The following is a 13,315-nucleotide window of genomic DNA, read 5'->3' as shown; positions in this document are numbered from 1 at the left end:
TCGCCCACGGGTCCGACATCGCCACTGCGAGCCGTGGCCACGGCGGGCGCGCTCCCACCGGCGGGCGCTCCGCGCGATATCGGAGAGGCGCGAGCGTCAGGATGCCGCGACGAACCGCACCCGATCGGGCGCCACGCTCACCCGCACGGCGTCTCCCGCACCGAGCCCCGCGGCCTCACTCGGCGCCACCTCGGCAGCCCCGCGGTCGGTGACGACGCGCACGCCCGACGGCGTCGGCTCGAGGTGCGACACGATCGCGGGGAATCCTTCTCCCAGCCGCAGGTCGGACGCGCGGAAGACGGCAGCCAGCGCGACCCCGTCGCTCCCGACGAGAGCGCGAGAGGCGGCATCCGTCGACTCCAGGCGCATTCCGGCCCCCTCCCAACCGCCCGCGCGCGCCACACCGACGAGCCGCTCGAGCCCCGCGATCTTCGCGGCGACCTCGGTCGCCGGGGCGGACAGCACCTCGCGCACCGGCCCTTCCTGGGTCACCCTTCCTCGCTCGACGATCACGAGCCGGTCGGCCAGCGCGGCCGCGTCGACCGCATCGTGCGTGACCGCGATCGTCGTGACCCCGGCGAGGCACTCGCGAAGCATCGCGCGGATCTCCGACGCGGTCACGGCATCCAGGGCCACCAGCGGCTCGTCGAGCAACACGACCCGGGGCTCCGCGGCGAGCGCGCGGGCCACCGCGACGCGCTGCTGCTCACCGCCCGAGAGCTGTGCATGACGGCGATCCCCCGCACCGGGGAGTCCCACTCGCGCCAGCCATTCGTCGGCCGACGAACGGGCGAGGGATGCTGGGACCCCGGCCGCCCGCGGACCAAAGGCGACGTTCTCGCGGGCGCTCAGGTGCGGGAAGAGGCGCGCGTCCTGCCCGAGCAGCACGATCCCGCGGTGCATCGGGGCGGTGCGCACGCGCGGAGCGCGGTCGAGGACTCGTCCGTCGAGCACGATCTCTCCCCCGTCGAGCGGGACGAGTCCGGCGAGGGCTCCGAGGAGCGTCGACTTGCCGGCGCCGCTGCGACCCATGACCGCGACGGTGTCGCCGGGCGCGACGTCGAGGGCGATGTCGACGGCGAAGTCTCGACGGCGGACCACGACGCGGGCGCGGAGCGCTGCGGCATCCGGGATCGTGTGGACCGCCGGATCGGCGGGTCCGCACCCGCTCATCGCCCCGCCCCGGGCCGCCACCCGCGCACGAGCAGCAGCACCGCGACGGCCGTGACGAGCAGCAGGAGCGACAGGGCGACCGCGGTTCCCTGCGAGACGCCGGCGCCGTTGAATGCGGTGTAGATCGCGAGCGGCATGGTCTGCGTCACGCCGGGACGGTTGCCGGCGAACAGGGCGGTCGCCCCGAACTCCCCGATCGCGCGCGCGAAGCACAGCACGACCCCGGCGACGATCCCGGGCGCGGCGAGGGGCAGCGTCACTCGCCGCAGGATGGTCGCGCGCGATGCGCCGAGCGACGCGGCCGTGCGCTCGAACTCGACCCCCGTACTGCGCAGCGCGCCCTCGACCGCGAGCACGAGGAACGGCAGCGCGACGAACACCTGCGCGAGCACGACCGCGGGGGTGGTGAACGGCAGCCCGAGCGCGCCGAACCAGCCGTTGCGGCCGAAGAGGTAGAGGAGCGCGACACCGCCGACCATCGGCGGCAGGACGAGCGGCACGGTCACGAGTGCCCGCAGCAGAGCGGCGGTCCGCGCGGGACTCCGGGCGATCACCAGCGCGAGAGGGATGCCCACGACCGCGCACACCAGGGTGGCGATGGCCCCCGTCGACAGCGACAGGCCGAGCGCCGACAGCGCGGCATCCGACGTCACATCGCCGACAAGAGTGCCCCACTCGACCCGTGCGATCAGCGCGGTCAGCGGCACGAGGAGGAAGAGCAGCCCCGCGGCGGCCGGTAGGATCAGCCAGCGGGGGACGTACCCCTGAGCCCTCACGGCGCGCGGAACCCGGCGTCGGCGAGGATACGCTGACCGTCGTCCGACAGCACGAAGGCGACGAAGGCGGCCGCCGCCGCGGGATTCGGGGCATCCGTGAGGGCCGCGATGGGGTACCGGTTCACGACCGCGTCAGCCCCGTCGGGCACGATCGCCTCGACGTCGTCGCGCCCGACGACATCGGTGGCGTAGACGAGTCCGGCGTCGGCCTCGCCCGCGGCGACCTTCGTCAACACGGCCGTGACGTTCTGCTCCGCGCTCGCGGGGCTCACCGTCACCCCGGCGTTCGACAGCAGCGTCTGGGATGCCGCACCGCAGGGAACCTCCGGGGCGCACAGCACCGTCGTCACGCGGGAAAGGTCTTCGAGCGTCTCGACGCCCCCGGGGTTGCCGGCGGGCACCGCGATGACGAGGGTGTTGGCCGCGAAGATGCGCGGGCCAGGGGCCTGGGCCGCCACTTTCGACATGTTCTTCTCGTCGGCCGAGGCGAACACGTCAGCCGGCGCCCCCTCGCCGATCTGGGTGGCGAGCGTGCTCGATCCGTCGTACACGGGCGACACGGTGACACCGGGGTGCGCGGCCTCGAACGCCGTCGCGATCTCGTCGAAGGAGCGCTGCAGAGACGCCGCCGCGTAGACCTCGAGCGTCCCGCCCAGCTGACCCCCGGATGCCGCGGGCTGAGGCGTCGGGCTGGCGCACGCGGCGAGCAGGGCGGCGACGGCGAGGACACCGGCGAGACGGAGAGGGCGGCGCATGGGAGTTCCTTTCCCGGCGCCACGCGCCTCGACATGAATCCGCATTTGCGGATATTCAGGTCGAATATATCCGCTCTCCGCCCGCTCGGGCCGCTGATGCCCGATCCCTCGTGGCGCGACCGCGGTCACCAGCGGGCCAAACTCCTGAGAAACCATCAGGAAGGGGTACCCACCACGCCCCACAGCGCGGCGCGACGGCGAAAGTCAGGAGTTTCGCTCGCATCGAGTCCGAGCCGATCAGCCGCGCGGCGCCTCCACCGTCACGACCGTCGCCTTCACCGACGCCACCGCGAGCGAGCCCGGCTCGAGCGCGAGCTCCTCGGCCGCTTCCGCCGACATGAGCGACACCACCCGGTGCGGCCCGCACTGCAGGTCGACCTGCGCCATCACGCCGTCGATGCGCACGCGCGTGACGATGCCGACGAAGCGGTTGCGCGCGCTCGAGGCGATCCCGGTGGGGTCGTCGGGCTCGTCGGCGAGCGCGACCGCCCGCTCGGCGAGGGCCGCGCCCGGGATCTCCACCGGCGACGCCCCCGTCGTCGGCAGCACGCCCTGGTCGATCCAGCGCCGCACGGTGTCGTCGCTGACTCCGAGCAGGCGCGCCGCGGTGGCGATACGGAAGGCGTTCGGCATGCGACGACCGTATCGCGCGGTTCTCGAGCGACGCCCTCACCCCCTTCCCGCTGACCTAGGCTCGACCCATGGATGCCGAGCACGCGAGCGCGACGCGTGGTCCGGTCGCCGTCCCCTTCGGCGCGACCGTGACCGCGAACGGCGCGGCGAGCGGGCTCGGCGCGGTCCGCACGACCGGCGGGGTCCGCCCCGCGACGGCAAATCCTGAGCGCCCCGCGCACGAACCTGTCGCCGGCGCTCCGCGGAGCGGCGGTCTCCTCGACCGTTTCGGCCGGGTCGCGACCGACCTGCGCGTCTCGGTGATCGACAAGTGCAACCTCCGCTGCACGTACTGCATGCCGGCCGACGGGATGCCGTGGCTCCCGCAGTCGCAGCTGATGAGCGCCGACGAGATCCGGCGCATCGTCCGCGTCGCTGTGCACTCCCTGGGCGCGGAAGAACTGCGGATCACCGGCGGCGAGCCCCTCGTGCGCAAGGATCTCGAGCACATCATCGCCGGCATCCGTGCCGACAATCCCGACCTGCCGATCTCGCTGACGACGAACGCTGTCGGCCTCGACCGCCGCGCCCAGCCCCTGAAGGACGCGGGCCTCAACCGGATCAACGTCTCGCTCGACACCCTCCACCCCGAAACGTTCGCCGAGCTCACGCGCCGCCCACACCTGGACAAGGTGCTCTCGGGACTTCAGGCCGCGCGCGCCGCGGGCCTCGGCCCCATCAAGATCAACGCGGTGCTCCTCCGGGGCGTCAACGACACCGAGGTCGTCCCCCTGGTCGACTGGGCGGTGTCGAACGGCTTCGAGATGCGCTTCATCGAGGACATGCCCCTCGACGGCGACCGGTCGTGGAGCGCGACCAACGTCATCCCGGCCCGCGACATCCGCGCCGCGATCGAGGAGGCCTTCACCCTCACCGCCGACCCCCGCGGCCGGGGCGCAGCCCCCGCCGAGCGCTGGGAGGTGCGCCGCCTCGGCGAGACCGCCCTCGCCGGGCACGTCGGCATCATCTCGTCGGTCACCGAACCGTTCTGCTCCGCCTGTTCGCGCACGCGCGTCACCGCCGACGGCCGGATCCGGTCGTGTCTGTTCTCGCACGAAGAGACGGACCTGCTCACGGCGCTCCGCGACGGCGCCGACGACGAGGGTCTCGCGCAGATCTGGCGGGATGCCATGTGGCTCAAGCCCCGCGCCCACGGCTCCGATCGCGTGGGGCTCGCGCGTGCCGACTTCGTCCAGCCCGAGCGCACGATGAGCGCGATCGGCGGATGAGGCCGCTCGTCGAGCCGGTGGCATCCCTCGCCCCCGAAGAACTCATCCGCACGGCTCGTCACGCCGTGCTCGCCGGCATCGGTGAGGAGGGGCAGCGGCGGATCGCGGCCGCGCGCATCGCGGTGATCGGAGCCGGCGGCCTCGGGTCTCCGGTGCTGCTCGCCCTCGCGGCGGCGGGCGTCGGTGAGCTCGTGATCATCGACGACGACACGGTCGAACGCACCAACCTGCAGCGCCAGCTCGCTCACCGGGTCGACGACATCGGCACGGCGAAGACGACCTCCGCCGCCCGGGCCGTCCAGGCCCTCTCGCCGCTCACCGTCGTCCATGAACGCACGGTACGCCTGACCTCCGACAACGCCCGCGAGCTGCTCGACGGCGCCCACCTCGTGATCGACGGCAGCGACACCTTCGACACGCGCGAGGCGGTCGCCGCCGCGGCCGAGGCCCTCGGCATCCCCCTCGTCTGGGGAGCCGTCCAGGAATGGGCCGCCCAGGTGACGGTGTTCTGGTCGACCCCGCCCGAGGGGCACGCACCCGTCGTGCTCGGTGACCTGTTTCCGCCCGGATCGGCGGGCGAACCGCCGACGTGCGCCCAGGTCGGCGTGCTCGGCTCGCTCTGCGTGCAGGTGGGTGGCCTCCTCGCGACCGAGGCGATCAAGCTCGTCACCGGCGCCGGTGAACCGTTGCTCGGGCGCGTGGTCGTCATCGACGCGCTGCGCGCCCGTCACGACGTCATCCCCCTGAGTCCCGCGAGGCGCCCATGAGAGCCCCCTCCCCCGGTAAGTTGCGCGAAATGCACGCGGCGGCGCACTCACGCTGGACGAACGGCGCACCTCCGCGCAATCCGCGGGCGGCAGACAACGCATCCGACGCCGCATCGGTTCGAAAGGCCCTCACGTGACCGACCTCTTGACCGTCGAAGAGCACCGCTCCCGCGTGCTCGCCGCCGTCTCGCTGCTCCCCGCCGAGACCGTTCCGTTGCCCGAGGCCTCCGGCCGCACCCTCGCCGAGCCCGTGCTCGCCGCGCACGACCTCCCCGGCTTCGACAACTCCTCGATGGACGGCTTCGCGGTCCGCTTCGCCGACGTCGAGGGGGCGGATGCCGAACACCCGGCGTCACTGAGAGTGGTCGCCGATCTCCCCGCCGGCACCTCCGACGACCCGACGCTCGCGGCCGGTCAGGCGGCGCGCATCATGACGGGCGCCGCCGTGCCCGCCGACGCCGACGCGATCGTGCCGTTCGAGGACACCGCCGGCGGCCTCGCCGACTCCCTCGACACCGTCGAGGTGCGGCGAGCGCCGACGTCACGGGGCGCGTTCATCCGCCGACGCGGCGGCGATACCCGCGCCGGCGATGTCGTGCTCTCGGCCGGAGAGCGCCTCGACCCCTTCTCTCTCGCGGCTGCCGCTGCGGCCGGAGTCGCCGAGATCGTCGTCCGGCGCCGCCCCCGCGTCGCGGTCGTCTCGACCGGGAGCGAGCTGGTCGCACCCGGCACCGCACCGAGCCGCGGACAGACGCCAGACTCGAACGCGACGCTGCTGGCCGCGCTCGTCGCCGAGGCCGATGCCGACATCGAGCTCGTCGACCGAGTCGGCGACGATCCGGCGGGAATCGAGACCGTCCTCGCGCGCGCCTCGCGCGCCGACGTGGTGGTCTTCACCGGCGGCGTGAGCGCGGGGGCCTACGAGCCCGTGCGCCTCGCCCTGTCCGACCGCATCGCCTTCGAGAGAGTGGCGATGCAGCCCGGTAAGCCCCAGGCCTTCGGCGTCCTCCCCGACGGGCGGCTCGTGTTCGGCCTCCCCGGCAACCCCGTGAGCGTCGCGGTGTCGTTCGAGGTGTTCGTGCGGCCCGCCCTCCTGGCCCTGCAGGGCCGCGCGGTGCTCGATCGGCGCATCGCCCGGCTCACGGCATCCGAGGCCTGGACGACCCCGCCCGGACGCCGCCAGTACCTCCCGGCCGCGGTAGATCTCGTCGCGGGAACCGTCCGCCCGGCCACGGCCGGGGGCTCGGGCTCGCACCTCGCCGCCTCCCTCGCGCGCGCTGAAGCCTTCGCGGTCGTGCCCGCGGAGGTGTCCGCCGTGTCGGTGGGCGACGCACTCGATGTCATGCTGATTCCATGACCTTCACGCACCTGGATGCCGCGGGCCACGCCCGCATGGTCGACGTCACGCTCAAGCAGCCCACGGTCCGCACCGCGACCGCTCGCGGTTTCGTGCGCTGCGCGCCCGAGGTGGTGGCCGCCCTCCGCGACGGCACCGCGCCCAAGGGCGATGTGCTGGCCGTGGCGCGGATCGCCGGCATCCAGGCCGCGAAGTCCACGCCCGCCCTGCTGCCGCTCGCGCACGTCATCGGCGTGCACCGTGCGTCGGTCGATCTCGAGATCACCGACGACGGCGTCGAGATCGAGGCCACCGTCGGCACCGCCGACCGCACCGGCGTCGAGATGGAAGCGCTCACGAGCGTCTCGGTCGCAGCCCTCGCGATCGTCGACATGGTGAAGGGCATGGACAAGGGAACGTTCATCGAGAACGTCCGCATCGTGTCGAAGACCGGCGGGAAGTCGGGCGACTGGGCGAGGCCGGGCGAACCGGCCGGCTCCACCCCCGACGCGGGAGCCGGCGCGTGAGCGTCCGCGTCCGGTACTTCGCCGCTGCCGCGGAGGCCGCGGGAACGGATGCCGAGGACCGCACCGAGCCTTCCCTGTCGGCGCTGCGAGCGGCGGTCGTCGCCGACCACCCGGCGCTGGCTGGCATCCTGGACCGCTGCGCCGTGCTGCTGGACGGCACCCGTCATGATGACGACGCGCCGCTCGAGGGCGTCACGCACGTCGACGTGCTCCCGCCGTTCGCGGGCGGCTGAGCGGACCGCTCCGCGTCGTTCGCTCCCCATAAACGCTGTTCGCGCACAGAAACACGCTCTGCACGCGTTTATGTGCGCGGATAGCGTTTATGCCGGCTGCGCGCCGCGATCCCCCGCCCGCCGCGCGCGCCACTCCCCGCCGGCTGCGCGCCGCGCGCGCCCCACTCCCCGCCCGCCGCGCACACCGTCGCGCGACCGGTCTAGCCGCCCAGGCCCTTCCACGCCGTCGTGCCGTCGGCCTCGACCTGACGCTTCCACACGGGCAGATCGGTCTTGATCGTCTCGATCACGGTCCGGCACACCTCGAACGCCTCGGCGCGGTGACCGGATGCCACGGCGATGATGACGGCGGCCTCCCCCACCTCCAGCCGACCCACACGGTGGCTCACGGCGACGATCGCGTCGGTGCCCGCGGCGGCTTCCTCGGCGATGCGGTGGAGAGCTGCGGGCGCGTCGGGGTGCGAGCTGTACTCCAGCGCGACGACGGCGTCATCGGCATCCGGATCCGTGTTGCGCACGCGACCGACGAAGGTCGTGACGGCGCCCGACGCGTCGTCTTCCACCGCGCGCAGGTGCGCGTCGAGATCGAGCGGCTCGTCGGACAGGCGGGCGATGCGGACGGCGCTCATCAGTGGTCTCCTCCGGCGAGCTGGTCGAGGACGTGCGGGGCGAGCTCGGCGAGCACGGCGATTCCGGATGCCACGGCCCGCGTGGATCCGGGAAGGTTCACCACGAGGGTGCCGGGGTCGGCGATCCCGGCGAGACCGCGCGAGATCACCGCGAGCGGGGTGTCGGAGAGTCCCCGTCGGCGGAGCTCTTCGGCGATGCCGGGGAGTTCGCGATCGAGGACCCGGGCCGTGCCCTCGGGCGTGCGGTCGGTGGGCGCGATGCCGGTACCGCCGGTCGTGACGACGAGCCGGGCACCCGCCGAGATCGCGGCGCGGAGGGCCGCCTCGACGCTGTCGGCGCCATCGGGCACGACCACGGGCTCGTCGCAGTCGAAACCGGCCTCGCGCAACAGCGACACCGCGAGCGGACCCCCGCGGTCCTCCCGCAGACCCGCAGCGGAACGGTCGGACACGGTGATGACCCGGGCGGTGTACGGCACCGTTCCAGCCTAGGCGCGCGCGTCGGCCGCCGACGGGATCGTCTCGACCTCCGGCACCTCAGGGGCGATGCGCCCAGCCTTCGCCTTCGGTTCGAGGTCGTCGCGCTGGACCGACTCGGCCGCCGCGGTGATGCGCCGCGCCATGCCGCTGAAGATGAGGCCGTGGAACGGCAGCACCGAAAGCCAGTAGAGCCGCCCGGCGAGCCCCGTCGGGAAGAATAGCGCGCGCTGGTCGAACCTCGCACCGTCGCCGTCGGGACTCGCCCGCAGTTCCAGCCACGCGCCGCCGGGCACCTTCATCTCGGCCCGCAGGCGCAGCAGGTGTCCGGGCTCGATCGCCTCCACGCGCCAGAAGTCCAGCGCGTCGCCGACGGTCACGACGCTCCGGCTCCGGCGGCCGCGCGCGAGGCCCACGCCGCCGACCAGGCGGTCCATCCACCCCCGGATGGCCCACAGCAGCGGCGAGGAGTACCAGCCGTTCTCTCCGCCGATCCCCTCGATGACCGACCACAGCTGCGCGGGGCTCGCGCTCGTGCGCATCGTCCGCTCGTCGGTGTACACCAGCCGTCCAGCCCAGTCCGGGTCGCTCGGCAGCGGATCGCTCGGGGCGCCGGAGACCTCGGCATCCTGCCAGCTGGTCTCGATCGCGTCGTCGTTCACGCGCCCGAGCGCGCGTCGGACGGCCTCGCGATACGGCAACAGTCCGCCCTCTGGCCGCGGCACGAGATCGTCGATCGCGCGGTCCTTCACCACGCAGTCGTTCTGCAGCGACTCCACGAGCGGGCGGGCGATCGACTTGGGGATCGGTGTGACGAGGTTGACCCAGTGCGAGGCCAGCCGGGGCGTGAGCACGGGCAGCGACGCGATGGCGCGCTGGTGGAGTCCGGCCTCGAGGGCGTATCCGTTCATCATCTGGCCGTACCGCAGCACGTCGGGGCCGCCGATGTCGACGGCGCGGTTGACGTTCGGGGCGACCCGCGCCGCCCCGAGCAGGTAGTGCAGCACGTCGCGCACGGCGATGGGCTGGATGCGATTGCGCACCCACTTCGGCGCGGGCATGTACGGGAGCACGTCCGTGAGATGACGCACCATCTCGAAGGACGCAGAGCCCGACCCGATCACGACCCCGGCCTGCAGCACGAGCGTCGGCACGCCGCTGGCGAGCAGGATCTCGCCCACCTCGACGCGCGAGCGCAGGTGCGCCGACAGCGGGGCGTCGTCGGGGTGAAGCCCGCCGAGGTACACGATGCGCGAGACGGATGCCGCGGCCGCGGCGTCGGCGACGGTGCTCGCCGCGCGGCGATCGGTGTCCTCGAAGTTCCGGCCGCCGCCCATGGAGTGGATCAGGTAGTACAGCACGTCGACCGCGTCGACCGCGCGGGCCACCGCCTCGGCATCCGTCGCATCGCCCTCGATCGTCTCGACGTCGTGCCCCCACGGGAAGGCCTCCACTCGCCGCGCGTCGCGGGCGAGCACCCGCACGCGATATCCCGCGGAGAGCAGCCGCGGCACGAGCCGTCCGCCGAGGTAGCCCGTGGCGCCGAGCACGAGAGCTCGCGGTGCCGACCCGTCGGGGCGGGGTTGCGCGACGAGCGCGGGTTCACGGCCGGTGGGGGCGGACAGCTCGCTCATGCCCGACACGGTACGCCGCGGCCTCGCCCACGACGGGGGCTTGACGGCGCTAGGGTGAGGCGCGTGGTGACCGCGTGGGTGCGACGCGTGCTCGTCGTGGAGGATCAGCCGGCGATGCGAGCGCTGCTGTGCGACATGCTGGTCCACCGCGGATTCGAGGCCACCGGAGCCGCGGACGCCGCCGAGGCGACGCGCTTGTTCGCCGACAGCGACCCCGACGTCCTGCTCACCGACATCGACCTGGGCTCGCGCCCGTCCGGCGTCGAGCTGGCCACGATGCTCACCGGTCTGGCCCCGCACCTGGCTGTGGTGTTCCTCAGCAGCTTCCCCGGGGCCGTCGCCGGGCACCGCGGCCCCGCCGGGGCCGTGTTCGTCTCGAAGCTCGACGTGACCTCGGCCGAAGTGGTGGTGGATGCCGTCGAGGCGGCACTGCGCCGAGCCACACCGCCCGCGCCGACGCCGGTGCGCGCCTCCGCTCTGGCCGGTCTCACCCGGCGTCAGATCGAGGTGCTCGCGCTCGTCGCGCGCGGCTGGTCGAACGAGCAGATCGCGCGCGAGCGCGGCACCACGACGCGGGCGGTGGAGCGCGCGATGAGCCGTATCTTCGCGCGCCTCGATCTGCGCGCGGCGGGCGGAACGAACCCCCGCGTGCGTGCGAGCGCTCTCTACCTCGCCGAGTTCGGCCCCGTCGCGTGATCACGCTGTGGCCCGCCGTGCGTCGCGCGGTGACCGGGGGCCACTTCGTCACCGCGTGGACGTTCGCGGCGGTGTTCGTCGTCTCGGTGACGCTGCTCGCGCCGCTCCCGGTCGGGCTCTCCGTGCTCCAGCGCGCGCTCGTCGGTGCCGCCGGCGCGGCCGGGATCTCGGTGGTCTGGGCGGGGGTCGCCCTGATCGAACGCGCCGCCTCCGACCCCCGAGTACGCGCGGCGGTGATCGTGTCGGCGCTGGTGCTCACCGCGGCCGCGCGGCCGCCGCTACAGGACGCCCTCTCGCGGCTCGGCGGCCTGCCGGTTCCCCCGCCCACCGACGCGCCCCTGCGGATCCTCACGAATCTCGTCGTCTGGACGATCGCGCTGATCGGAACGGCCACGCTCGTGGACGCGGCGCGGTCGATCCGCGAAACCAACGCGCTGCTCGCGCAGGTCCTCGCCCAGTGGGAAGGCAGTGCCGCGCGGGTGCGCGAATACGCCGCCGCCGCGCGGGCCGACATCCTCGCCGCCGCCGACCTCCTGACCACCGCTCGGTGCGAGACCACGGCCGACGTGCGCGCTCTCGCCGTCGATGTCCGCGCGCACGCCCACCGGCTCGACGAGCGCGCCGCTGCTCCGCCCGCGCCGGGTGATCCGCTCGACGCACAGGCTCCGCGCGCCCTCCGTCGGCGGGCGTCACCGCTGCGCCTTCCCCCGCCCGGGCTCGCGGCGGGCGTCTATGCGCTGGCGGTCCTCCCCTACGCGCTGCGGAGCGTCGCGCCGATCGACCTGGTCGTCGGTTTCTGCGTCGCCCTCCTCGCCGGCGGCGCAGCCGATCTCGCGGCCCGACTCCCCTCGCTGCGGCGCCGACCCCGGGCCCGCGGTGCCGTCTTCGTCGCGACCACCCTGCTCGCGGGCCTGACGCTGGCAGCGGTCGCCGTCGGGCAGGGCGTGCCGCTCGCCGCAGCCTCCCTCGCCGTTCTGGCCTATCCCGCTCTGGCTTTCGCCCTCGCCGCGGGCCGCAGCACGGCCCATGCGCTGCGCGTCGAGCGTCGGCGCCTGTCCGGTGCCGTGGCCGCGCGCGGGCGCGCCGACGACCTCGGCACCCGCCGCGTCCGCGCTGCCCTGCGCCGCGCGGTCGGCCTCCTGCACACCGACGCCCAGGGGGCGGCGGTGCAGTTCGCCCTCCGGCATCCCGACGCCGCCCCCGCCGACGTCGCCGTCCTCGCCGCCGATCTGCATATGCTCAGCGAGCAGCTCCGCACCGCTCTCGATCGCCCCACCGCCCCCGCCGCGGCGGACTCGCTCGGCCCGGTGCTCCAGACCTGGGGAGCCGCGATGCCGGTCTCCGCCGACGTCTCCGACGCGGCGAGCGCCGCGCTGCGCACCGACCCGGCCCTCGCGCGCGACGTCATCGACGTCGTGAGCGAGGGCCTGCTGAACGCGGCGAAGCACGCGCGCGAACGCACCGCGCGCGTCGAGCTGCGCGTGGCCGCAACCGCCGGCGGCCCCCGCCTGCGGGTGCGGATCGTCTCGCCGGGCGCACCGACCCCGCACGCGCGGCTGCGCCCCGGATCGAACGCCGAGCGCCTGGGGGCGCGACTCACGGTGGAGGGGGCGGATGCCGTGCTCGAGGCGGTCTTCGCGGTCGACGACGCGGCCGCAGCGGCGGGTTCTGTCGTGTGCACCGAACATTCCGACGGGACGCCGGAACGCCGCGCGTAGCGTCGGCGTCGATGTCCGAGCTCTCCTCCCTCCTGCCCCTCGCCGTCGGCATGGCGATCTCGCCGCTTCCGATCGTCGCCGTCGTCGCGATCCTGCTCTCGGCGCGCGGCCGCACCGCCGCCCCCGCCTACACCGGCGCGTTCCTGCTGGTCACGCTCGCCGTCATCGGCGTCGGCGCCGCGACATCGGCGGGGGCCTCGGCCGCCTCGCACGGCGAGGGCGGGAAGATCGTCGTGCTCGTGCTGACGGCCCTGCTCACGGTCGGTTTCACCGTGTTCGCCGTGGTCAGCTGGCGCGGCCGCCCGAAGCCCGGCACGGCTCCCGTCGCCCCGGGCTGGCTGGCGGCGGTGGATGCCATCACTCCCGCGCGCGCCGCCGGGCTCGGCGTGCTGATGGCCGCCACCAACAGCAAGAACCTCCCCCTCGAGCTGAAGGGCGGCGCGCTGCTGGGCGCCGCGCACCTCCCCGTCGCCGTGACCGTCCTGCTGTGCGTCGCGCTCGCCGTCGCCGGATCCCTCGCGCTGGTGCTGCCCACGCTGCTCGGCGCGACGGGCCTCCCCGCCGTCGTCTCCGCGTTGCGCCGTCTGAAGGACGAGATGATCGCGCACAATGCCGTCATCATGACGGTGCTCTTCGCGATCCTCGCCGCGACCGAAGCCGCCCACCTGATCCACCAGCTCACCGCGTGAGGAC

15 protein-coding genes are annotated in these 13,315 nt (G+C 74.0%); 8 read left to right on the top strand and 7 right to left on the bottom strand.

Features of this window, described 5'->3' with window-relative positions; translation table 11 throughout:
• Nucleotides 1-96: 96 nt before the first annotated feature.
• The 4 genes from ACMW4R_RS16745 to ACMW4R_RS16730 form a co-directional block, all read right to left on the bottom strand.
• Entirely contained in the window at nt 97-1,173 is a 1,077-nt protein-coding gene (locus tag ACMW4R_RS16745) for a sulfate/molybdate ABC transporter ATP-binding protein (RefSeq protein WP_418300471.1), read from the bottom strand.
• Nucleotides 1,170-1,949 carry a molybdate ABC transporter permease subunit gene (gene modB, locus ACMW4R_RS16740; protein ID WP_418300470.1) on the bottom strand — a complete coding sequence of 260 codons (780 nt, stop codon included), beginning with the start codon at nt 1,947-1,949 and terminating at the stop codon, nt 1,170-1,172. Before modB ends, ACMW4R_RS16745 begins: the two co-directional genes overlap by 4 nt.
• The gene (gene modA / locus ACMW4R_RS16735; RefSeq protein WP_418300469.1) at nt 1,946-2,704 is read right to left on the bottom strand and encodes a molybdate ABC transporter substrate-binding protein; all 759 of its coding nucleotides are present in this window, start codon (nt 2,702-2,704) and stop codon (nt 1,946-1,948) included. The genes modB and modA overlap by 4 nt, the downstream gene beginning before the upstream one ends.
• Before the next feature lie 237 nt (nt 2,705-2,941).
• Nucleotides 2,942-3,337, bottom strand: coding sequence for a TOBE domain-containing protein (locus ACMW4R_RS16730; protein ID WP_058594960.1), 396 nt, complete (start codon nt 3,335-3,337; stop codon nt 2,942-2,944).
• A gap of 68 nt (nt 3,338-3,405) precedes the next feature.
• Here ACMW4R_RS16730 and moaA point away from each other — a divergent pair, with 68 nt between their 5' ends.
• The 5 genes from moaA to ACMW4R_RS16705 all read left to right on the top strand — a co-directional run bounded on the left by moaA (nt 3,406) and on the right by ACMW4R_RS16705 (nt 7,468).
• Entirely contained in the window at nt 3,406-4,605 is a 1,200-nt protein-coding gene (gene moaA / locus ACMW4R_RS16725) for a GTP 3',8-cyclase MoaA (RefSeq protein ID WP_058594959.1), read from the top strand.
• Complete coding sequence (locus ACMW4R_RS16720; RefSeq protein WP_058629382.1) at nt 4,602-5,372, top strand: HesA/MoeB/ThiF family protein; 771 nt, start codon at nt 4,602-4,604, stop codon at nt 5,370-5,372. The genes moaA and ACMW4R_RS16720 overlap by 4 nt, the downstream gene beginning before the upstream one ends.
• Before the next feature lie 133 nt (nt 5,373-5,505).
• Entirely contained in the window at nt 5,506-6,729 is a 1,224-nt protein-coding gene (gene glp, locus ACMW4R_RS16715) for a gephyrin-like molybdotransferase Glp (protein ID WP_418300468.1), read from the top strand.
• Complete coding sequence (gene moaC / locus ACMW4R_RS16710; protein WP_058597781.1) at nt 6,726-7,235, top strand: cyclic pyranopterin monophosphate synthase MoaC; 510 nt, start codon at nt 6,726-6,728, stop codon at nt 7,233-7,235. The genes glp and moaC overlap by 4 nt, the downstream gene beginning before the upstream one ends.
• Nucleotides 7,232-7,468 (top strand): MoaD/ThiS family protein, encoded by a 237-nt coding sequence (locus ACMW4R_RS16705; RefSeq protein ID WP_058597780.1) that lies wholly within the window; start codon nt 7,232-7,234, stop codon nt 7,466-7,468. Before moaC ends, ACMW4R_RS16705 begins: the two co-directional genes overlap by 4 nt.
• 200 nt (nt 7,469-7,668) lie before the next feature.
• Here ACMW4R_RS16705 and ACMW4R_RS16700 read toward each other — a convergent pair whose 3' ends face one another.
• Genes ACMW4R_RS16700 through ACMW4R_RS16690 form a run of 3 tightly spaced genes read right to left on the bottom strand, consistent with a single transcriptional unit; the run spans nt 7,669 to nt 10,208 of the window.
• Nucleotides 7,669-8,097: a molybdenum cofactor biosynthesis protein MoaE gene (locus ACMW4R_RS16700; protein WP_058615000.1), complete on the bottom strand. Its 429-nt coding sequence runs from the start codon at nt 8,095-8,097 to the stop codon at nt 7,669-7,671.
• On the bottom strand, nt 8,097-8,576 hold the full coding sequence (locus tag ACMW4R_RS16695) for a MogA/MoaB family molybdenum cofactor biosynthesis protein (protein WP_418300467.1): 480 nt from the start codon (nt 8,574-8,576) through the stop codon (nt 8,097-8,099). Before ACMW4R_RS16695 ends, ACMW4R_RS16700 begins: the two co-directional genes overlap by 1 nt.
• A gap of 9 nt (nt 8,577-8,585) precedes the next feature.
• On the bottom strand, nt 8,586-10,208 hold the full coding sequence (locus ACMW4R_RS16690; protein WP_058615009.1) for an SDR family oxidoreductase: 1,623 nt from the start codon (nt 10,206-10,208) through the stop codon (nt 8,586-8,588).
• Between the two features lie 63 nt (nt 10,209-10,271).
• On the opposite strand from ACMW4R_RS16690, the gene ACMW4R_RS16685 reads away from it, so the two are divergent.
• From ACMW4R_RS16685 to ACMW4R_RS16675, 3 genes are read left to right on the top strand one after another with little or no spacing between them, the layout of a single operon-like run.
• Complete coding sequence (locus ACMW4R_RS16685; protein WP_058615002.1) at nt 10,272-10,904, top strand: response regulator; 633 nt, start codon at nt 10,272-10,274, stop codon at nt 10,902-10,904.
• Nucleotides 10,901-12,622 (top strand): hypothetical protein, encoded by a 1,722-nt coding sequence (locus tag ACMW4R_RS16680; protein ID WP_418300466.1) that lies wholly within the window; start codon nt 10,901-10,903, stop codon nt 12,620-12,622. Before ACMW4R_RS16685 ends, ACMW4R_RS16680 begins: the two co-directional genes overlap by 4 nt.
• Nucleotides 12,623-12,633: 11 nt before the next feature.
• A complete protein-coding gene (locus ACMW4R_RS16675; protein ID WP_418300465.1) occupies nt 12,634-13,311 on the top strand; it encodes a GAP family protein in 678 nt (225 codons plus the stop codon).
• Nucleotides 13,312-13,315 lie beyond the last annotated feature (4 nt).

It is taken from the genome of Microbacterium sp. S1037 (assembly GCF_048381605.1).
GTDB classification, from domain to species: Bacteria; Actinomycetota; Actinomycetes; order Actinomycetales; family Microbacteriaceae; genus Microbacterium; species Microbacterium testaceum_B.
The sequence above is the reverse complement of the archived record's forward strand: the minus strand, read 5'-3'. Positions and strand labels throughout refer to the sequence as shown.

Bases quoted from the DNA above. Each gene is read 5' to 3' on its own strand.
- moaA (WP_058594959.1), top strand. From the start codon at position 3,406: ATGGATGCCGAGCACGCGAGCGCGACGCGTGGTCCGGTCGCCGTCCCC.
- ACMW4R_RS16700 (WP_058615000.1), bottom strand. From the start codon at position 8,097: ATGAGCGCCGTCCGCATCGCCCGCCTGTCCGACGAGCCGCTCGATCTC.
- ACMW4R_RS16720 (WP_058629382.1), top strand. From the start codon at position 4,602: ATGAGGCCGCTCGTCGAGCCGGTGGCATCCCTCGCCCCCGAAGAACTC.
- ACMW4R_RS16675 (WP_418300465.1), top strand. From the start codon at position 12,634: ATGTCCGAGCTCTCCTCCCTCCTGCCCCTCGCCGTCGGCATGGCGATC.
- moaC (WP_058597781.1), top strand. From the start codon at position 6,726: ATGACCTTCACGCACCTGGATGCCGCGGGCCACGCCCGCATGGTCGAC.
- ACMW4R_RS16690 (WP_058615009.1), bottom strand. From the start codon at position 10,208: ATGAGCGAGCTGTCCGCCCCCACCGGCCGTGAACCCGCGCTCGTCGCG.
- modA (WP_418300469.1), bottom strand. From the start codon at position 2,704: ATGCGCCGCCCTCTCCGTCTCGCCGGTGTCCTCGCCGTCGCCGCCCTG.
- ACMW4R_RS16745 (WP_418300471.1), bottom strand. From the start codon at position 1,173: ATGAGCGGGTGCGGACCCGCCGATCCGGCGGTCCACACGATCCCGGAT.
- ACMW4R_RS16730 (WP_058594960.1), bottom strand. From the start codon at position 3,337: ATGCCGAACGCCTTCCGTATCGCCACCGCGGCGCGCCTGCTCGGAGTC.